Genomic DNA, 19,287 nt, shown 5'->3' with positions numbered 1-19,287 from the left:
TGGGCTTCAGCGGTGCTCGTCGGGCTGGATGCGCAGCGCCGTGATCACGGTGGCGAGCATCTCGTAGTGGCCGGCGAGCACGGTCAGCTCGACGCACTCGCCCTCGGTGAGGTAGGTGCGGAGCGCCGTCCAGGCGTCGTCGTCGAGGTCGCGCCGGTCGTGGAGCTGGTCGGTCGCGGTGAGGATCGCCCGCTCGCGGGGGTTCCAGCCGGCCGCGTCCGGCCCCTCCTTGAGACGCTCGACGTCGCGTTCGCGGACGCCGGCGCGGCGGGCGAGGCGGACGTGGTGGTCGAACTCGTAGCGGCAGTCGCGCAGATGGGCGACGCGGAGGATCACCAGTTCGGTCTCCCGGCGCGGCAGGGTGCCGCCGGGCATGAGCCGTCCGGCGAACCACAGCCAGCCGCGGAACAGGCCGCGGCGGCGCGCCAGGGTCAGGAACAGGTTCGGCGGTCCCGTGCCGGCGGCCCTGCCCGCGATCTGGCAGGCGAGCCAGTTCACCACTCCCACGTCCCGGATCCGGCCGGGGGTGGCGCGGGGCGCCGTCACCGGTGGGACTCCGGCTGCGGTGTGGTCAGTTCGACCTGTTCCGTCCGCGCGATTTCGAGGATCTGGCCGAGGCCGCGCTGGACGGCGCGGTCGACGACGGGCTGCGCGATCATCCTGACCGGCAGGACGCCGCCGACCCACCAGGGTGCGAAGACGCGCTTGGAGCGACGGGCGATTCCGCGTTCCAGCGCGTCGATCCCCACGCGCAGCGGCGCGACGCTCGAAAGGAGGCTGCTGCTCGCACCCGCGTTCATGAGGGCGGACGCCGCCTTGGTGTCGAACCCCCGCCGCGTCATGTCGGTGTCGAGTTCGGCGAAGTAGGCGACGCCGGCCTTCGCGCCGGACGGACGAAGCTCGGCCCTCAGCGTGTTGCCCAGCGCCTCCACAGCGGCCTTGGACGCGCTGTAGGCGCCCAGCAGCGGCGCGTGCACGGCCGCCGCGAGGGACGCCACGGCCAGCGCGTAGCCGCGTTCATGGCTGATGTGGGGTCCGGCCGCCCGGAGGGTGTTGTGGACGCCCAGGACGTTCACGCGCAGGCTCTGTTCCAGGATGGACGGGTCCCCATGGATGATCGGCATCTGCGCGGCGACACCGGCGTTGGCCACGACCACGTCCAGGCCGCCCAGTTCGCGCGCCGCGTCGTTCGCGACTTCCTCGACCTTGCCGCGGTCGGTAACGTCGCAGGCCCACCATGGGGCCTGCCCGCATTCGGCGGCGACGGCGGCGAGCTGTTCGGGCTCCAGGCCGGTGAGCGCGACCCGCGCGCCGCGTTCGTGCAGCCTGGTGGCCAGGGCGGCGCCGATGCCCCGGGCGGCGCCCGTGATCAGTACGCGCCGTCCGGCGAGGGTCGCCGTCCACCGGGAGGAGTCGAAAATCATGCGGGTGACCTTAGCATAAAAGAACATGCGTGTCTTTTTAAGGAAGGCTCTACCCTGGCGGCATGGCGACCAATGCGGCCCCGAGCGGTGCGGGCCCCAGCAGTGCGGCCCCGAGCGATGCGGGTCAGAAGGGCGGGCGCACCCCGCGGGGCGGTGGCGGTGCGGGGCGCAAGCCCGAGACCCGGCTCGCGCTCGTGCGGCGGGCGCGCCGGATCAACCGGATCCTGGCCGAGACCTACCCCGACGCGCACTGCGAGCTGAACTTCGGCACCCCGTTCCAGCTGCTCGTCGCGACCGTCCTGTCGGCGCAGACCACCGACATGCGGGTGAACCTGACCACGCCGGGCCTGTTCGCCAAGTACCCCACGCCGGAGGATCTGGCCGCCGCCAACCCCGAGGACGTTGAGGCGATCCTGAAACCCACCGGGTTCTTCCGCGCCAAGACCAAGTCGGTGATGGGGCTGTCCGCCGCTCTGCGCGACAAGTTCGGCGGAGAGGTCCCGGGGCGGCTCGAAGACCTCGTCACCCTGCCCGGCGTCGGACGCAAGACGGCCAACGTCGTCCTGGGAAACGCGTTCGACGTCCCCGGAATCACCGTCGACACTCACTTCGGCCGCCTGGCCCGCCGGTTCGCCTGGACGGCCGAAGACGACCCGGTGAAGGTCGAACAGGAGATCGGCGAACTCATCCCGCGCAAGGACTGGACGATGCTTTCGCACAGGCTGATCTGGCACGGCCGCCGCATCTGCCATGCGCGCCGTCCCGCCTGCGGCGCATGTCCCCTCGCACGGCTGTGCCCGTCGTTCGGCGAAGGCCCGATCGACGAGGAGACCGCGCGCAAGCTCGTCAAACCCGGGCCGTTCTCATGACGCGGGCGCGGACGCCGGGAAGGAACGCGGGCGCCGGGGAGTTGGGACGGACGTGACCGAGACCGCCCCCAGTTGCCCTCCATGGCTCGAACGCTTCCGCACCGAAGGCCCCCGGATGCAGGTGCCGCCGATGTTCCGGCCCGCCTCCGCCGCCCGCGCGGCCGCCGTCCTGATCCTGTTCGGCGAAGGCCCGGACGGCCCCGACGTGCTGCTCACCGAACGCGCGGCCACGCTCAACAAGCACGCCGGTCAGGCGGCCTTCCCCGGCGGCCGCATCGACCCCGAGGACGACGGGCCCGTCGCGGCGGCGCTGCGCGAGGCGTGGGAGGAGGCCGGCGTCGAACCGGCCGGCGTGGACGTCCTGTGCTCCCTGCCCGAGCTGTACCTGCCGCGCAGCGAGCACCGCGTCACACCCGTCGCCGGCTGGTGGCGGGAGCCGTCGGACGTCGCCCCCGGCCACCCCGGCGAAGTCGCGGCGGTCGCACGCGTCCCCATAGGCGAACTCGTCGACCCGGCGAACCGGATGATGGTCCGGCACCCGTCCGGGATCAAGCTCGGCCCGGCGTTCCACGTCCGGGACATATTCGTGTGGGGGTTCACGGCGGCGCTGCTCACCCAGGTCCTGGACGCCGGCGGCTGGAACCGCCCCTGGGACACCGGCCGCGTCGAGGAGCTTCCGCCGGAGGTCCTGAACCTCGCCTCCCGCGGCTGAGCACCCCCGGACCGGCGGCGATGACCGCCTGCACCCGGCGCGACGAGACGAACCGCAGGTCAGGCGGATGATCTCATCCCGGGCGACGACGGCGACGGGCGTGCATCACACCCGACGCCTACTCAACGCACCCGAATCTGGTACATCGAGGGGACGTTAACCGGGGGCGCGGACCTATACGGTGAAGCGGTGCTGCACGACCACATTCTTGATCTCATCCTGCTCGTGCTCGTCGTGCTGTTCGGAGTCTCGGGCTACCGGCAGGGCTTCATCGTGAGCCTGCTGAGCTTTGGCGGCTTCGTCGGCGGCGGCGTCGCCGGAGTGCTGATCGCGCCGCCGATCGCGGAGGCCACGGTGGAGGGCGCCGCGCAGCAGGTCCTCCTCGCCATCGTCATCGCGTTCCTGGCCGCCACGTTCGGGCAGCTGCTCGCGTCCTCCCTCGGCGCCATCCTGCGCAACCGGGTGACCGGCATGAACGCCCGGACGGCCGACGCGGTCGGCGGCGCCTTCGTCAGCGCCATGTCGCTGCTGATCGTCGCCTGGTTCTTCGGCAGCCTGTTCGCCAACTCCGGGTTCAAGCCCGTCCGGACCCAGGTCAAGGGCTCCTCCATCATCGGCGGCATCAACGACGTGATGCCGCCGCAGGCGCAGTCCTGGTTCACCTCGTTCCAGGGCTTCGTGAAGAGCAGCGAGTTCCCGCAGGTCTTCAACGGCCTCGGCGGCGAGTCCGTGGTGCAGGTGCCGCCACCGGACGAGTCGGTCCTGAACACCCGGGGACTGAAGGCCGCCCGCGGCAGCATCGTGAAGATCGTCAGCACGGCGCCGCAGTGCCAGCGCCGGATCGAAGGCACCGGGTTCGTGTTCGCGCCGCAGCACATCATGACCAACGCGCACGTCGTCGCCGGGGCCCGCGGCCAGTCGAGGGTCGCCACCGTGAACGGCGAGACCGGCCGCGGACGCGTCGTCCTGTACGACCCCAAGCGCGACGTCGCCGTCCTGTACGTGCCGGGGCTGCGGGCGCCCGCGCTGAAGTTCGCCGACGAGGCCCGCGTCCGCGACGACGCGATCATCGCCGGTTTCCCGAAGAACCAGCCGTTCACCGCCGGCGCCGCCCGCATCCGCGCCCGGCAGACGGCGCGCGGCCCGGACATCTACCACTCCGGCCAGGTCAGCCGTGAGATCTACGCCATACGCGGCAAGGTCGAGCCCGGCAACTCCGGTGGCCCGCTGCTGACCACCGACGGCCGCGTCTACGGCGTCATCTTCGCGGCGGCGCTGGACACGCCGTCCACCGGCTACGCCCTCACCGCGAAGGAGGTCGCCCCAGACGCGCGCGTGGGGCGGAACGCCACGACACCGGTGTCCACGCAGAGGTGCTCTGACTGAGTTACGCCTTGACGAGGCGGACGGTGATCGGGCCGTCCTCAGGACGGTCGGCGGCCAGCGCACGTGTGCGTTGAACCACTCCCTGGACGTCGATGCCGTGCGGAGGGACGGCCGCGTACGGGACGAGGCGGTCGGCGGCGCGGCTGAGGAGTGCCTCGGCGCCGCGCGTGTTTCCGCGGCGCAGATGGGTTATCCCTACCGCGACCTGTGCCAGACCTCTCCACAACTCCCGTTCGGGCTCCGGGGCCGCCTTCCAGACCGCTTCCAGTACCTCGTGCGCATGGAACGGACGGTCTTCGTCCAGGAGACGCTGTGCCTCGACCAGGGCCTCGGCGGGTGGCAGGTCGATGTCTTCGGGCATCGTGGGTATGCCGGACGCGCCGTGAGGCAGAGGTCGCCCGTACGCGTCGCGCGGCCGTGCGTTGCGTGGGCGTCCAGCCTCGTCCCGATCCCGCATCCCTCCACGGTACGCGGGTGTCCGCTCAGCGTTCGGGTTCGGGGTCGGCGAGCCAGCCGAGAAGCTGGGCGTCGAACGCCCGCGGGCGTTCCTGGTGAGGGAAATGACCGGCCCCGTCGATGAGCTTCCAGCGGTAGGGGGCGGCCACGTAGCGGCCGGAGCCCTGCGCACTGCCCGGGAGGGTGCACGTGTCGAGCGTGCCGTGCAACTGGAGCGTGGGTACCTGGATGGGGGCGCGCATACGGTGCGCGTAGCGGATACCGTCCGGGCGGGCCACCGAACGGATGAGCCAGCGGTGGTACTCCAGCGCACTGTGCGCCGCCCCCGGAATCTGCACGGCCTTCCTGACGAGCTGCTCTGTGCGTTCGTCCGGCCAGCCCGGGGCGGACCATTCGTGCAGAAGCCTCCCCACCAGCGCCGCGTTGTCGCGGACGAGCCGCCGCTCGGGCCACAGCGGCAACTGGAAACCGAACGTGTGCCGCGTCGCCCACCCTTGCCCGCGCGGGTCACTGGTGACGGCCTGGCGCAGCCGAAGCGGATGCGGGGCGCTGACCACGGCGAGCCGCTGGACGACCTTCGGGTGGTAGACGCCCATCGTCCAGGCGAGCAGTCCGCCCCAGTCGTGCCCGACGACGATCGCGTTGGCCTCCCCCAGCGCGCGGACGAGCCCGGCGGCGTCCCCGGCCAGCGTGACCAGGTCGTAGCCGCGGGGCGGTTTGTCGCTGCCGCCGTACCCGCGCAGATCGACCGCCGCCGCCCGGTAGCCGGCCGCGGGCAGCGACACGAGCTGGTTGTGCCACGACCACCAGAACTCGGGGAAGCCGTGCAGGAGCAGGACCAGAGGCCCCTCACCGGCCTCGGCGACGTGGAACCGCGTCCCGCCGGCGCTGACCTGCCGGTGGGTCCAGGGTCCGTCGACCTCGATCAGTGATGCCTCGTTCCCGGACATGGCGTGCGTCAGGCCGTCAGCTCGGGGGCGTCGGAGTCGCCGCGGCGGCGGAGCGCGGCCAGGTCGTGCTTCAGCGTCTTGCGGGTCCGCTTCGCCCCTTCGATCTTCTTGATGAACCGCTTGGCGATGAGCATCAGGAGGCCCGCGAGCACCACGTACACGACCGCGACGATGAGGAACGCGAGCCAGTGCCAGATGCCGAGCCCCACCAGGCCGTACGCGAGCGAGATCGACAGCAGGATGACGACGAGCCCGCCCATCACCGCGGCGATGGTGAACATCACGCTGCTGATCGCCGCCTTCTTGGCGTCGGCCTTGAGTTCCAGCTTGGCCAGGGCCATCTCCGCCCTGATGAGGTTGGAGACGTTGCTCGACGCCAGCGCGACCAGCTCGCCGACGGACTTGTCCTCGACGCGCTCGCCCGGTAGAGCCTCCGACATATCGATTTCTCCTTAGTCCGGGCGCGCGCGCAGACGCACCCTTCTCCGGAAGACGACGGCCGCGGCCGCCGAGGCGAGAATGCTCGCGATCAGGACCGCAGTCGTCACTCTCTCGAATTGTGACGGGTCGGTATAGGCCAAACCGCCGATCAGCAGCGAAACGGTGAAACCCACCCCGTGAAGACCCCGTGAAGACCCCATGAACCTACCGATCATGACGGCGGCCCGCGCCGGTGGGCCGTCCACCGGGCGCGGGCCGCGTCGTTCGCGGTCGGTCGTCGGACTCGCGGTCAGTCGTCGTTCGCGGTCAGTCGTCGGACATGCGGTCAGTCGTCGGACTTGGCGCTGGGCAGCTTCTCGGAGATGAGGTCCATGACCGTGCTGTCGGCGAGCGTGGTGACGTCGCCGATGCTGCGGTTCTCGGCGACGTCCCGCAGCAGCCGCCGCATGATCTTGCCGGAGCGGGTCTTGGGCAGCTCCGGCACCATCATGATCTGCCGGGGCTTCGCGATCGGGCCGAGCACCTTGGCGACGTGGTCGCGCAGTTCCCGCAGGAACTCCTCGCCCTCCACGTCCCCGCCGGCGTCGCCGCGGGGGATGACGAACGCGACGATGGCCTGCCCGGTGACCGGGTCCGTCGCCCCCACGACCGCCGCCTCGGCGACCTTCGGGTGCGCGACCAGGGCCGACTCCACCTCCGTCGTGGAGATGTTGTGGCCGGACACGAGCATGACGTCGTCCACGCGGCCGAGCAGCCACATGTCGCCGTCGGTGTCCTTCTTGGCGCCGTCACCGGCGAAGTACAGGCCCTCGAAACGCGACCAGTACGTCTTGACGTACCGTTCGTCGTCGCCCCAGATCGTCCGCAGCATGCCCGGCCACGGCTCCCTGACCACCATGAAGCCGCCGCCGCCGTTCGGCACCGACCGGCCCTGGTCGTCCACCACGTCGGCGGCGATGCCCGGCAGCGGACGCATCGCCGCGCCCGGCTTGCACTCCGTGACGCCGGGCAGCGGACTGATCATGATGGCGCCGGTCTCGGTCTGCCACCACGTGTCCACCACCGGGGTCCGGTCACCGCCGATGTGCTTGCGGTACCAGACGTAGGCCTCGGGGTTGATGGGCTCGCCGACCGACCCCAGCACGCGCAGCGACGACAGGTCGTACTCCGCCGGGATGTCGTCGCCCCACTTCATGAACGTGCGGATCGCCGTGGGCGCCGTGTAGAAGATGGACACCTTGTACTTCTGGATGATGTCCCACCAGCGGCCCTTGTTGGGCGTGTCGGGCGTCCCCTCGTAGATGACGCTGGTCGCGCCGTTGGCGAGCGGCCCGTACACGATGTAGGAGTGCCCGGTGACCCAGCCGATGTCGGCCGAGCACCAGAAGATGTCCTTCTCCGGCTTCAGGTCGAACACCGCCCAGTGGGTGTACGCGCACTGGGTCAGATAGCCGCCCGTGGTGTGCAGGATGCCCTTCGGCTTCCCGGTCGTGCCGGACGTGTACAGGATGTACAGCGGGTGCTCCGAGTCCATGGGCTCGGCGGTGTGCTGGTCACTCTGCCGTTCCACGACGTCGTGCCACCACAGGTCGCGGTCGTTCTCCGCCACCTGCTCGCCGGTGCGGCGGACGACGATGACGTGCTCGATCGTCGGCGTCTGCGCGACGGCCTCGTCCACGATCCCCTTCAGGTCGGACGGCTTGCCGCGCCGGAACCCGCCGTCCGCCGTGATGACGAGCTTGGCCTGCGCGTCGTCGATGCGGGTCCGGAGGGCCGTGGACGAGAAACCGCCGAACACGACGGAGTGGGTGGCGCCGATACGCGCGCACGCCAGCATCGAGATCGGCAGCTCGGGGATCATCGGCAGGTAGATCGCGACACGGTCGCCCTTGCGGACGCCCAGTTCGAGCAGGGCGTTCGCGGTCTTGTTCACCTCGCGCTGGAGGTCGGCGTAGGTGAGGGTCCGGGAGTCGCCGGGCTCGCCCTCCCAGTGGAACGCGACCTTGGCCCCGCGTCCGGCCTCGACGTGACGGTCGACGCAGTTGTAGGCGACGTTCAGCTCACCGCCCACGAACCACTTGGCGAACGGCGGGTTACTCCAATCCAGGACGTCGTCCCAGCGCTTCGTCCAGGTGAGCCTGTCCGCCTGCTCCGCCCAGAAGGCCAGGCTGTCCTCCGCTGCCTGCTCGTACGCCTCGGCCTTGACGTTGGCCGACTCGGCGAGCTCCGCGGGCGGGGGGAAGCGCCGGGTCTCCTGAAGAAGGTTGGACAGTGTTTCTTGGCTCTGGCTCAACGCGCACTCCTTGCTAGCTGAAGCGGGGTCGCCCGGTATCCCCACTTCACCAGGAAGGCGCCGGTCCCCACAAGGCCGCCTTCCGGATGTCGGAGAAGAGCGCGACCGGTTGCCGTGACTCCGGATCGTGTTGTGCGGTGCTCAGCACAACAGCCCTTCCCCAGTCTGCCGCGCCGAAATCGCTTTCGTCGCCCACCGCCGTGGGGCGTTGCGTGGGCGTCGCGGGTGACCGAATAGGGTCGGGCCGTGACCGATGCCCTTGCTGATGTAGCGAACCTTCCCGGTGTCGCCGACGCCGTCGATGACGCGCGTTCCGCCGTGGACCGGCTGCTCGGCCACCGCATCCTGCGGCGGCGCAGCGCCGAGGTGTCCACCGAGTCCGCGCTGCGCGGGGCGCGGGCCTCCGCCGTCCTCGAAGGCGCATCGGTGACGCTGGACGAGCTGCGCACCACAGAGCACCCGTCCGATCCGGTCGTTCAAGGCTCTTTGCGTGTGTCCGCTGAACTGGGGACGCTGACGGAGACGTGGCGTAATGCCCCGCGGCAGGCGCTCGCGAGACTTCACGTCCTCGCTGCGGCGGACGCGGTCGAAGACGCCGATCTCGGACGTCCGCGCTTGGACGGCGGGACTGTGAAGGACGTGCTGGGCCTGGGCGAGCCGCCTTCGCCGTCCGAGGTGGCCCTCCGCCTGGACACGCTCAGCGGACTGCTCACCGAGACGACGAAGGCGCCGGCGCTCGTGGTCGGGGCCATCGTGCACGGCGAGCTGCTGACGCTGCGTCCGTTCGGCTGGGGGAACGGGCTTGTCGCCCGCGCCGCCCAGCGGGTCACCTTCGTCGCCCGTGGCCTGGACCCCAAGTCACTTGTCGCGCCAGAGGTCGGGCACCTGGAACTCGCCGACGACTACGCCGAAGCGCTCCGCGCCTACTCGTCCGGCACTTCCGAGGGTGTCGTGCAGTGGATCGCTCACTGCGCGGCGGCCGTGGCGGCTTCCGCGCGGGACTCACAGGCCATCTGCGAAGCGTTCATGCGCGGCTGATCCCGCCAGCCGGCAGGTCTGGTCCCGCCACCTGGAGGATTGGTTCCGCCGCCTGGCAGGTCTGGCTCTGCCCGGCAGGTCTGGTTCTGTCACCTGGCAGGTCCATGCTGTGCGTATGGCAGATCGCATGCACGGGCGACCGGCGGCACCCACCGACACCACCATCTCGTCGGCGAACTGGGATTCGCGTGACCTGACCGGTGAGAACCACGAAAACGTCCTGTTCGTGGACGTCGATATGACCGAGGCCGGTGGTGTCGGCGCCGTCTTCACCGATTGCACGTTCCGCGGCACGCGTTTCAACGCGTCCACTCACACGGACGCCGCGTTCCTGAACTGCACGTTCGTGCGATGCGGTTTCTTTGACGCCACCTTCAGCGGCTGCAAGCTCATCGGAAGCATGTTCGACGGCTGCACGTACGACCTGTTGAAGGTCGAGGGCGGCGACTGGTCGTTCACCGGCCTTCCGGGCGCCGACCTCCGCCGCGCGTCGTTCACGGACGTACGGATGCGTGAAGTCGATCTCACAGGTGCGAGGTGTGCGGGCGCCGAGATTCGCGGCGTCGACTTGTCAGGTTCGTCACTCCACAAGGCGGACTTTTCCGGCTGTGATCTCCGCGGAAGCGACATCTCCGGGATGGATCCGTTCACCGTCGAACTGAGGCGCGCGGTGATCGATCCGTTTCAGGCGGTCGTCGTGGCAACGGCTCTGGGACTGGAAGTCCGCGACTAGCGCCGCCGTGCCCCACGGCCTTGAAGCGGAGCGAACGGCGCCCCTCTACGGGACGCCGCCGCCAGTCACGTCACACCGGGTTACCAAGCGTGCACCTCAAATCCGTCGGACCGGGTCAAGCCCGTCTCGACGCGCCTCCCGCGGCTGGTCGCGCGTGGGTGCCCGGCTGCCGTGCTCGGACACGTGGTCCGTATGACCTGTCTACGCCTCATTTGACCTGCTGACAAGCCCCCATTCGGGAAAGTGCGTCCGGCGGGCGGCCATCGCGCCGGACGGGACACCGGTGCCTTGTGAGGTCAAGATGGGATAGAGCGCGCCATTCCGGACTATCCGGAACTACCTCTCTGGTCCCGATTTTGATCACTCACCGTGATCGTTTCTATTTGCGCCGGATCGGCGGGGCGACAGGAAAGATCTTTAGTTCTGCTGTACGCTCCGACTCCCGTCCCGATGCACTCCTTGTGCACGGGAACGGGGTGCCCGTCGAGGGTGGGACGGCGTCTCACACACCGTCGCCCCGCACGCCGAGGGCATCACCCCGACCAGGTGAGGAAAATCGTCACGCGGGAGGGGCAGATTGCGTCTCGACGAAACTCTCGACCATCGGGCAGCATATGTTTGTATCTGCCTAGACTGGAGTCAGTGAGTTTGCCTCTGCCATAGGGCGAACTTGCGTACGGCTTACGCCGAACTCCCCCGAGACTTTCTTGGGAAAGCGGGCCGGCTCTACCCCCCCGGAGCCGGACCGCCCGGCGACCCCCGCTCTCCCCCCCGGCGGGGGTCGCCCAGCCGTGAAGCGGCCGGGCGGTGGCGCCAGACGCACAAGCGCCACCGCCCCGCCGCCCCGGCCCACCCAGGCACACCCGGCCAACGCGCCCGCCACCCCACCTCTCCGCCCGGCCGGCGGCCCCCGCGCCCGTCCACGGCACGCCCTCCCACGGCATGCCCGCTCGCCGTGCCTTCGCCTCGTCGAAGAGCAGGGAGGCGAAGTTATCCACAGTTCACGGAACGTCTTCACCGCGGTCACTCCGCGTCGCAAGGTGGATCCCACCGAACGTCGAAGGAGTATCCGATGAACCTCGCGGCACTGATCGTCACGGGCGACCCCGCCCTCGCCGACGGCCTGCTCCGGCTCGCGGCCGCCGCCGACGCCCACGCCGAAGTCGCCTACAGCGCCGATGAGGCCAGGGCCGCCTGGACGTGGCCGGCCCTCATCGTCGTCGGCGCCGACGCGGCCGGGGACGTGGCGTCCGCCGGCCTCCAGCGCCGTCCGGGCGTCGTCCTTGTCACCGGCGACGGTGCCACGTCCGACACGTACCGCCTGGCGGTCGAGGCCGGCGCGCAGGACGTCGCCGCCCTGCCCGACCAGGAAGACTGGCTGATCAACGCCTTCGCCGCGGCCGGTGAACCCGAGAGCGGCTGGGCCACCACGGTCTGCGTGGTCGGTTCACGGGGCGGCGCGGGCGCCAGCGTCCTCGCCACCGCGCTTGGTCTCACGGCCGCCGGCCAGGGCCTGCGCACGCTGCTCGTCGACGCCGACCCGTTCGGTGGCGGCGTCGATCTCATGCTCGGCCTGGAGGAGCACGAGGGCGTTCGCTGGCACGACCTCGCCGAACGGCGGGGCCGGCTGAATACCGCGACACTGCGCGAGACGCTGCCGCGGTCGGGTGACCTGTCCGTCCTGTCCTGGCGGCGCGGTGAACCGGTCCCGGTCTCCGACGACGCCGTCCGGTCCCTGTTCGACGCGGCCGTCCGCGGCTTCGACCTGGTCATCGTGGACGTGCCCCGCTATCCCGGCGACGTCGGCCGCGCGGCCCTGCGCTCCGCCGACATCACGTTCCTGCTCGTCCCGGCCGAGGTCCGCGCGACCGTCGCCGCCGACGGCCTCGCCGCCTCCCTCCGCCGCGACACCGCCGACGTGCGCCTCGTCGTCCAGGGCCCGGCCCCCGGCGGGCTCACCGCCGGCGCCGTCGCGCACGCGCTCGACATCCCGTCCGCCGGCGCCTTCGAACGCGACCGCCGCCTCCCCACCGCCATCGACGAGGGCGGCCTCGAACGGGCCTGCCGCCGAGGACCTCTCGCCGAGTTCTGCGCCGGCGTACTCGCCAACCTCGCCCTCCAGCCCTACGCGTACCGGGAGGAGGCCGCATGACCGGGCTGTCCGACGCCATCCGCGACAGGCTGGCCGACTCCGGCGGCGAGCCGACCACAGGCCGGGTCGCCGCGGCCCTGCGCGCGGAGGGACGCCTGCTCGGCGATCGCGAAGTGCTCACCCTCGCCGACGAATTACACGCCGAGTTCGTCGGCGCCGGGCCCCTGGAGCCACTCCTGCGCTCCCCGGACGTCACGGACGTCCTGGTGAACGGTCCCGACGAGGTCTGGGTCGACGCGGGCTCCGGTCTCGTCCGCACCGCGCTGCGGTTCCCGGACGAGCCGTCCCTCCGCCGCCTGGCCCAGCGCCTGACCGCCGCCGCCGGACGACGCCTGGACGACGCCGCCCCCTACGCCGACGCACGGCTGCCGGGCGGAGTGCGGCTGCACGCCGTCCTCCCGCCCGTGGCCGCCACGGGGACCTGCCTGTCCCTGCGGCTCCCTCGCCGCCGCGCCTTCACGCTCGACGAGCTCATCGCCGCGGGCACCATCCCGCCCGAGGGCGCCGACCTGCTCGCCGCCTTGATCGAATCCCGGGCCGCCTTCCTGGTCACCGGCGGAACGGGAACCGGCAAGACGACCTTGCTGAGCTCGCTCCTCTCACTGGCAGATCCCGCCGAACGGCTCCTCCTCGTGGAGGACTCCGCCGAGCTGAAACCGTCCCACCCTCACGTGGTCAGGCTGGAAGCACGACCGCCCAACATGGAGGGCGCCGGAGGCGTGACCCTGAACGACCTCGTCCGCCAGGCCCTCCGCATGCGTCCCGACCGTCTGGTGGTGGGCGAGGTCAGAGGCCCGGAGGTCGTGGTCCTGCTGCAGGCCTTGAACACGGGCCACGAAGGGGGCTGCGGCACCCTGCACGCCAACACGGCGGGGGACGTGCCCGCCCGCCTCGAAGCCCTGGCATGCGCGGCCGGTCTGACCCGGGAGGCCGTCCACAGCCAGTTGGCCGCCGCGCTGGACATCGTGGTCCACCTGGTCCGCGAACCGGGCGGAGGACGCCGCCGCGTGGCGGAGATCTGCCTCCTCCGCCGAGCGCCCGACGGCCTGGTCGGCGTCGTCCCCGCGGTCTCGTTCACCGCGTCCGGCGAGGTCATCCGCTCCCCGGGCGCAGTGTCCCTCGCCACCAGGCTGGGAGAAGGCCCGTGATCAACACATTGGCAATTCTCTGTTCGGCCGCCGCCGTCTGGATGCTTCTGACCCCTGCTCCCGCTGCGCGCCGCCTGGACCGCCTCGTCACCAGCCCGCCCGACAACCCGATCATCCTCGTCAAGGCAAGAGCCGATGCGTTCCAAGAACGGAGAACCCGCCCCCGCCGACGGCGCGCATCCGTCATCGAACTGTGCGACGCCATGGCCGCCGAACTCGCCGCGGGCCGAACCCCCGACGACGCGTTCACAGCGGCCGCCACGGTCCTGGACCCGCACGTCTCGAAGGAACTGCTCAGCATCCCCCGACCACCTTCGGAGCACTTGGGGGAACTCGCGGCCCGGCCGGGCGCCGAAGGTCTCCGCCTCCTGGCGGCCTGCTGGCGCGTCGGCTCCGAACGCGGCGGCACCCTCGCCACCGTCCTGGACGGACTGGCCGTCGCCCTCCGCGACGAAGAGTCCCAACGCCAGGACGTCTCCGTCCAGTTGGCCGGCCCCAGGGCAACAGCCCGGCTTCTCGCCGTACTGCCCCTCCTGGGCCTGGCCATGGCGGCGGCTCTGGGCGCGCACCCGATCCCCTTCCTCTTCGGCACTCTTCCGGGCGCGGCGTGCCTGATCACAGGGACGGCCCTCAACCTGACCGGCCTCTACTGGACCCGCCACCTGGCCAAGTCCGCAGAATCCACCCGCTGAGCGCTACACCAGCGAACCAACCCAAAGCACACCGAGGCCAAGGCCCCGAGCCGTCCGGTGCCACACCGCCCTCCGTCCCCTCCCTTTGTCGGGTCCCCACGCTCAAGGAGCTCTGATGATGGCGTTGATGGCCGTGCTATGCGCGGCAGCGTCGGCCTTCCTTCTTCCCATGACCACGAACCCAGCCGCGAACAGGCTGAGAGACCAGTTCCGGAGGCCGGTGCTCCGCCCAACACGGCAGAACCCAGATCAAGAGAAGCGCAGCAGCCAAGGTCAGCACGAGCGTGATCATGGCCGCCGACCCCGGAGTATCGAGACGATGCCGGGACCCGAGCCTGGCAAGACGCAAGACGCAGCCCATAGACGCGACGTCATCCTCCGATGCCTGGCCGCGGCGATGGCAGGAGTGCTCTGCAGGGTGATGCTGGGCGGGCCGGCCGGAACGGCGATCGGCGTCCTGGTCGCGACGGCTGTCTGGTTCTCGTTCGGCCGCCTGGGGAACGCGGAACGCAGACGCAGGCGGGCGCGCCTCGTCGCGGACCTGCCCGTGGCGGTGGACCTTCTCGCGGCCTGCCTGCGCGGCGGCGCCCCCTGGCATGACGCGGTCACCGCCGTCGCGGACGCGGTCGGCGGCCCGCTCGGGGACGAGTTGCGAGCGGTCTCCACCCAGATCCGGTTAGGGGCCGACCCGGCCGAAGCATGGCTCACGCTCGCGAAGGAGCCGATGCTCGCTCCGCTGGCCCGCACGGCTGTCAGGGCGGCGTCCACCGGCGCCGCACTGGCCCCGTCCCTGAGCCGCCTCGCACGAGACCAGCGCCGTGTGGCGCGCTCGGCCGCGGCGGCCAGGGCGCGGTCGGCGGGCATCCGCGCGCTCGCCCCGCTCGGCTTGTGCTTTCTTCCCGCCTTCGTTCTGCTCGGCGTCGTCCCCGCCGTCGCCGGGATCGCCTCGACGATTCTCCTGCCGCGGTGACCGGAGTTATCCACAGTGCGCCGTTCACCCGTGACCCGGCCCCCCGGCTCGGCAGCCTCTGAACAGAACGACCACGAGGGAAAGGAGCCCCATGCGGGCGATACAGACGGCGGTGCGGCGATGGCCCCGCCAATGCGGGGACCGGGGAATGTCCACGGCCGAGTACGCGGTCGGCACCATCGCCGCGGCGGCGTTCGCCGGCCTGCTGTTCAAGATCGTGACCAGTCCGCAGGTGAAGGAGTTGCTCTTACAGATCATCGAGAAGGCCCTCAAGCTGGCCGGCTGAGGGACCGCGGGATGGCCACGGCGGAGATCGCCGTGGCACTCCCCACCCTGGTCCTGGTGACCGCGCTGGCGCTGTGGGGCTTGACGGCGGCGTCCGTCCAGCTCACCTGCACGGACGCCGCCCGAACCGGTGCCCGCGCGGCGGCCAGAGGCGAATCCCTCACCGCCGTGCGCGAACTGGTGGTGAAGGCCGCCCCCAAGGGAGCCACGGTGCGGGTAAGCCGAGATGAGGCCACCGTCCACGTGGACGTCTCCACCCCCGTCAAGCCCCCTGCGGCAGCCGCCCTGCCCTCCTTGACCGTCCACGCCCACGCGGCCGCCGCAACAGAACCAGGCGTCCCACCCAACAACAACTGAGCCACCGCACAACCCCACGCAACGTCCCCGCCCGTCGTCGGTGGGGGTGGTGGAGGGCGTTTGAAGTTCGGTGGTTCGTCTTGGTGGGGCCTGTTCTGGGAGGGCGGTGTTGAGAGGCGGGTATTGAGAGGTGGGTGTGGTGGTGGGGGTTGGTGAACGTGTGCGAGGGGTGTTCGGGGCAGATCGTGGGGCGGGGACGATCTGGGTCCTGGCCTTTGCCGCCGTGATCTGGGTGGGCGGGATCGCGGCGGTGGCGGTCGGTGGGGTGCGGGGTGCTCGGCATCGGGCGGCTGCGGCGGCTGATCTGGCGGCGTTGGCCGGGGCGGGCCGGGCGGTGGCGGGCGGAGCCGACGCGTGCGAGAGGGCGAAGGTGATCGCGGTCGAGTCCGGGGCGCGGTTGGTGCGGTGCCGGGTGAGGGGCGATGTCGTCGAGGTGTCGGTGACGGTGGACCTGGTGGTGCCCATGGGGCTCGGGGCGGTGCAAGTCCTATCGCGGGCAAGGGCTGGCCCTGTGAAGCAGGAGGGCGTACCCTGACGCGACACAGCTCGTTGCACTGAGTGTCAATAGGCCGGGGAGTCGCGGAGGATGAAACGCGTGTCTCTTTGTCATCGTCCTGTGACTTGTGCTACCCGGTGGTACGTTACGCTGCCGTAAGCGTGTAGTTATCGCACGGGACGGTGTGCCCCGCGAGGCCTCGGCGGGATGAGACGAGCAGACGCTGTCGAAGGGATTGAGCCCGTGACCATCATTCGCAGGATCGGTGCAGTCGCGCTGGCGGCCCCCCTTGCGATGAGCTTCCCGGTACTCAGCGCACTCCCCGCGCAGGCCGCCACGACGAGCGTCATCACCCCGGCGGACGGCGCGGTCATCAAGAGCGGTTCCGAGTTGACCGCCGAGGCTCACTTCGACTTCGCGATCACCATGCAGCTGTGGGTCGACGGCCCGGGGATCGGCAATACGTTCCTCAAGGAGAAGGGCTTCGCCGGCGACATGTCCGGGACCTTCCCGATCCGGCGGAACGGCAGCTACAAGGTCTACCTGAAGGGCAAGCAGACCGGCCACATCTACGACTCCAACACCTTCACCGTGCGCATCGCGCCGGCCGCGCCCACCGGTGTGTCCGCCCAGGTGTCCGGCGGCAAACTCGTCGTGAAGTGGAACCGCGGTCTTGAAGACGACCTGAGCGGCTACGCGCTTTCAGGTTCCGGGGTGAAGTCCAAGTCCGGTTCGGTCGGGTCGCTCTGCCAGGGGACGAGTTGCTCCACCAGCCTTTCGCTGACCCGGTCGAGCGGGGCGGTCTCCGTGGGCGTCCGGGCACAGCGCCCCACCGGGACGGGCGGATCGCTGTACTCGAGCACCTCCACCGCGAACGCCGCGGTGGGCGGTGGCGGTTCAGCGTCGCTGCCCGGTGGCTCCGCGCCGTCCCTCCCCACGGGTGAGGCGCCCAGCGCCGCGACCCCGCTGACGCCGTTCAACAACGAGTCGCCGGTGACCCTGCCGTCCGTCCAGCCCGAGGGGGCGACGCCCGGGTTCACCTACCCGGCGCCGCAGATCGCCACCGACTCGCCGAAGGCCCAGAACATCGCCGCCACCGATCGGCTCCAGTGGGGCAAGAGCGTAGGCATCGCGCTGGTCCTCCTGATCGTCGCCGCGCACCTCGGAACCTGGACGCGTCGCCTGCGCTTCGCCCAGACGGGAACGAGCAGCAAGGGCATGGCGGCCCGCATCGCACGAAGCGGCACCGGCCGCAAGCGGGTCAAGAAGACACGCGAGCAGATCGCACGCGCCGAGGCTCTCGCCAAGACGGCCCCGGTCATGGCGGTCGGCGGCAAGGCCAAGAAGGGCGGACTGGGCCGGAAGCCCTCGCGCCCGGGTGACACGATGATCCTCACGCCGCCGTCGGCCAAGGCGAAGCCCGCGCGCCGTCCCGCGACTCTCGGCAAGGTGGCCAGCGGCGTGGACGTCAGCATCGCCGCCAAGTCCGGCTCGAAAACCAAGCGCGCCCGCCGCCGCAAGTAACCGAACCCCGAGCGAGAGACCAGCCCCGGAACGTGGCGGGCCTGGAGCCGAACGCCCTGGGTTGCGCCGAAGTTCACGGGTAGGGCGAGACCGGCCCCGGAGCGTGAGGGCCTGGCGCCGATGGGCCCGGGGTGAGGCGGAGTTCACGGGTAGGGCGAGACCGGCCCCGGAGCGTGAGGGCCTGGCGCCGATGGGCCCGGGGTGAGGCGGAGTTCGCGGATAGGGCGAGACCGGCCCCGGAATGTGAGGGCTTGGAGTCGATGGCCTCGGGTTGAGGCGGAGTTCACGGGTGGCTGACTTCTGGGGCCCTGTGGGGTCTTGATGATCTTGTTATTCCGATGGGTGCGGGGTCGTCCAGGTGTAGTGGGAGGCGGTTCGGGTGGGTGTTCGGGGGTTGATCGAGAGGGGCTGGCGGGCTGGTTTGGGCAGGGTCTAGGCTGCCTTGCCGGGTGGATCGTCCAGATCGTCCAGCAAGGCGTCCATGGAGAGGAGACCCTCCGCATGATCTTCCTGGGGCTGATCGTCACACTCGCCGCCATCGTGGCCGGGGTCGCCGTGGTGCTGGGGAACACGGGCGACGCGCAGATGACCATGTTCGGCGACAGTGTTCCGGGGATCACGGAGCAGTGGCACGTCTTCATGGCCGGGGCCGTCGTCTCCATCGTCTTCATGGCGGGGATGCTGGTCGTCGCGCTGGGGTTCAAGCGTGCGGTGAACGCGCGCCGGGAGTTGCGGGATCTGCGGGACGAGCATGAGGAGTCCCTGCAGACGCTGGAGATGGAGCGGCGGAAGCTGCAGCACGCCCTGGCTCAGGCGCGGCGCGGAATCGACGACCAGCCGTCCGTGCCGGCTCAGCGGGTCGCTCCGAGCTGACGATGCGCGGCCGGGCTCTCAGGGCGACTCGTCCTGGTTCGCCGGAGCCACGTACTGGGCCTCGTAGGCCTCCGATGGGGCGATGGGCGTGATGACGTCGATGAGGACGCCGTTGGGGTCGGCCACGATGAAGTGACGCTGCCCGAAGTCCTCGCTGCGAAGGCGGAGTTCGGGGTGCAGACCTTCCCGGAGGACGAGCCGTTCCCATTCGGCGTCCACGTCCTCCACCTCGAAGTTCAGCAGCAGCCCTCGGACGGGTGTCCGGTACGCCTCCGGCAGCGTCGGGTGTGCGTGGTCGAGCAAGGCCAGTTCGTAGGGGGACGTTCCGGGGCGGCGCAGGCTCACGTACCAGTCCGCCTCGAACGTCGTCTCGAATCCCAGCAGTTCGGTGTAGAAGCGGTGGGATGCCTCCAGCTGGGAGGTGCAGATCACCGGGTAGAAGCTGGTCAGTCGCATGGACGCTCCTTTCACATACCAACGGTATGCGA

The 19,287-nt window shown here is 70.6% G+C and carries 22 protein-coding genes; 14 read left to right on the top strand and 8 right to left on the bottom strand.

Going from position 1 to position 19,287, the window contains the following annotated elements:
• Positions 1-6 precede the first annotated feature (6 nt).
• A complete protein-coding gene (locus AB0C35_RS24530) occupies positions 7-546 on the bottom strand; it encodes a carboxymuconolactone decarboxylase family protein (protein ID WP_358459841.1) in 540 nt (179 codons plus the stop codon).
• On the bottom strand, positions 543-1,424 hold the full coding sequence (locus AB0C35_RS24525; RefSeq protein ID WP_358459839.1) for an SDR family NAD(P)-dependent oxidoreductase: 882 nt from the start codon (positions 1,422-1,424) through the stop codon (positions 543-545). The genes AB0C35_RS24530 and AB0C35_RS24525 overlap by 4 nt, the downstream gene beginning before the upstream one ends.
• A gap of 62 nt (positions 1,425-1,486) precedes the next feature.
• On the opposite strand from AB0C35_RS24525, the gene nth reads away from it, so the two are divergent.
• The 3 genes from nth to AB0C35_RS24510 all read left to right on the top strand — a co-directional run bounded on the left by nth (position 1,487) and on the right by AB0C35_RS24510 (position 4,391).
• Positions 1,487-2,293, top strand: a complete 807-nt coding sequence (gene nth / locus AB0C35_RS24520; protein ID WP_358459836.1) for an endonuclease III — start codon at positions 1,487-1,489, stop codon at positions 2,291-2,293.
• Between the two features lie 52 nt (positions 2,294-2,345).
• Complete coding sequence (locus AB0C35_RS24515; RefSeq protein WP_358459833.1) at positions 2,346-3,005, top strand: CoA pyrophosphatase; 660 nt, start codon at positions 2,346-2,348, stop codon at positions 3,003-3,005.
• Positions 3,006-3,194: 189 nt separating this feature from the next.
• On the top strand, positions 3,195-4,391 hold the full coding sequence (locus tag AB0C35_RS24510; protein ID WP_358459830.1) for a MarP family serine protease: 1,197 nt from the start codon (positions 3,195-3,197) through the stop codon (positions 4,389-4,391).
• A gap of 1 nt (position 4,392) precedes the next feature.
• Here AB0C35_RS24510 and AB0C35_RS24505 read toward each other — a convergent pair whose 3' ends face one another.
• The 5 genes from AB0C35_RS24505 to acs form a co-directional block, all read right to left on the bottom strand.
• Positions 4,393-4,752 (bottom strand): DUF309 domain-containing protein, encoded by a 360-nt coding sequence (locus tag AB0C35_RS24505; protein WP_358459827.1) that lies wholly within the window; start codon positions 4,750-4,752, stop codon positions 4,393-4,395.
• A 121-nt stretch (positions 4,753-4,873) separates the two neighbouring features.
• On the bottom strand, positions 4,874-5,797 hold the full coding sequence (locus AB0C35_RS24500; RefSeq protein ID WP_358459824.1) for an alpha/beta hydrolase: 924 nt from the start codon (positions 5,795-5,797) through the stop codon (positions 4,874-4,876).
• An 8-nt stretch (positions 5,798-5,805) separates the two neighbouring features.
• Positions 5,806-6,237 (bottom strand): phage holin family protein, encoded by a 432-nt coding sequence (locus AB0C35_RS24495; protein WP_358459821.1) that lies wholly within the window; start codon positions 6,235-6,237, stop codon positions 5,806-5,808.
• A 12-nt stretch (positions 6,238-6,249) separates the two neighbouring features.
• On the bottom strand, positions 6,250-6,438 hold the full coding sequence (locus AB0C35_RS24490) for a Na+/H+ antiporter NhaA (protein WP_358459818.1): 189 nt from the start codon (positions 6,436-6,438) through the stop codon (positions 6,250-6,252).
• Between the two features lie 125 nt (positions 6,439-6,563).
• Positions 6,564-8,531: an acetate--CoA ligase gene (gene acs / locus AB0C35_RS24485; RefSeq protein ID WP_358459815.1), complete on the bottom strand. Its 1,968-nt coding sequence runs from the start codon at positions 8,529-8,531 to the stop codon at positions 6,564-6,566.
• 246 nt (positions 8,532-8,777) lie between these two features.
• On the opposite strand from acs, the gene AB0C35_RS24480 reads away from it, so the two are divergent.
• The 11 genes from AB0C35_RS24480 to AB0C35_RS24430 all read left to right on the top strand — a co-directional run bounded on the left by AB0C35_RS24480 (position 8,778) and on the right by AB0C35_RS24430 (position 18,799).
• Positions 8,778-9,569: an oxidoreductase gene (locus AB0C35_RS24480; protein WP_358459813.1), complete on the top strand. Its 792-nt coding sequence runs from the start codon at positions 8,778-8,780 to the stop codon at positions 9,567-9,569.
• A gap of 115 nt (positions 9,570-9,684) precedes the next feature.
• Positions 9,685-10,302, top strand: coding sequence for a pentapeptide repeat-containing protein (locus AB0C35_RS24475; RefSeq protein WP_358459810.1), 618 nt, complete (start codon positions 9,685-9,687; stop codon positions 10,300-10,302).
• A 1,072-nt stretch (positions 10,303-11,374) separates the two neighbouring features.
• Positions 11,375-12,454 carry a septum site-determining protein Ssd gene (gene ssd, locus AB0C35_RS24470; protein WP_358459807.1) on the top strand — a complete coding sequence of 360 codons (1,080 nt, stop codon included), beginning with the start codon at positions 11,375-11,377 and terminating at the stop codon, positions 12,452-12,454.
• Positions 12,451-13,602: a TadA family conjugal transfer-associated ATPase gene (locus AB0C35_RS24465; RefSeq protein WP_358459804.1), complete on the top strand. Its 1,152-nt coding sequence runs from the start codon at positions 12,451-12,453 to the stop codon at positions 13,600-13,602. The genes ssd and AB0C35_RS24465 overlap by 4 nt, the downstream gene beginning before the upstream one ends.
• A complete protein-coding gene (locus AB0C35_RS24460) occupies positions 13,599-14,294 on the top strand; it encodes a type II secretion system F family protein (protein WP_358459801.1) in 696 nt (231 codons plus the stop codon). The genes AB0C35_RS24465 and AB0C35_RS24460 overlap by 4 nt, the downstream gene beginning before the upstream one ends.
• Before the next feature lie 421 nt (positions 14,295-14,715).
• A complete protein-coding gene (locus AB0C35_RS24455; protein WP_358459798.1) occupies positions 14,716-15,264 on the top strand; it encodes a type II secretion system F family protein in 549 nt (182 codons plus the stop codon).
• 91 nt (positions 15,265-15,355) lie between these two features.
• Entirely contained in the window at positions 15,356-15,550 is a 195-nt protein-coding gene (locus AB0C35_RS24450) for a DUF4244 domain-containing protein (RefSeq protein ID WP_358459796.1), read from the top strand.
• 32 nt (positions 15,551-15,582) lie between these two features.
• Positions 15,583-15,906, top strand: coding sequence for a TadE family type IV pilus minor pilin (locus tag AB0C35_RS24445; protein WP_358459793.1), 324 nt, complete (start codon positions 15,583-15,585; stop codon positions 15,904-15,906).
• A gap of 130 nt (positions 15,907-16,036) precedes the next feature.
• Complete coding sequence (locus AB0C35_RS24440; protein WP_358459790.1) at positions 16,037-16,441, top strand: Rv3654c family TadE-like protein; 405 nt, start codon at positions 16,037-16,039, stop codon at positions 16,439-16,441.
• A gap of 204 nt (positions 16,442-16,645) precedes the next feature.
• Positions 16,646-17,926, top strand: coding sequence for a hypothetical protein (locus AB0C35_RS24435; protein ID WP_358459787.1), 1,281 nt, complete (start codon positions 16,646-16,648; stop codon positions 17,924-17,926).
• A gap of 501 nt (positions 17,927-18,427) precedes the next feature.
• Entirely contained in the window at positions 18,428-18,799 is a 372-nt protein-coding gene (locus AB0C35_RS24430) for a hypothetical protein (protein WP_358459784.1), read from the top strand.
• A gap of 18 nt (positions 18,800-18,817) precedes the next feature.
• Here the strand turns inward: AB0C35_RS24430 and AB0C35_RS24425 are convergent, their stop codons facing one another.
• On the bottom strand, positions 18,818-19,255 hold the full coding sequence (locus tag AB0C35_RS24425; protein ID WP_358459781.1) for a VOC family protein: 438 nt from the start codon (positions 19,253-19,255) through the stop codon (positions 18,818-18,820).
• Between the last annotated feature and the right edge of the window lie 32 nt (positions 19,256-19,287).

Origin of the sequence: Spirillospora sp. NPDC048819, from assembly GCF_040650055.1 — a bacterium.
GTDB lineage: Bacteria > Actinomycetota > Actinomycetes > Streptosporangiales > Streptosporangiaceae > Spirillospora.
This window is presented reverse-complemented; position numbering and strand designations above follow the sequence as displayed.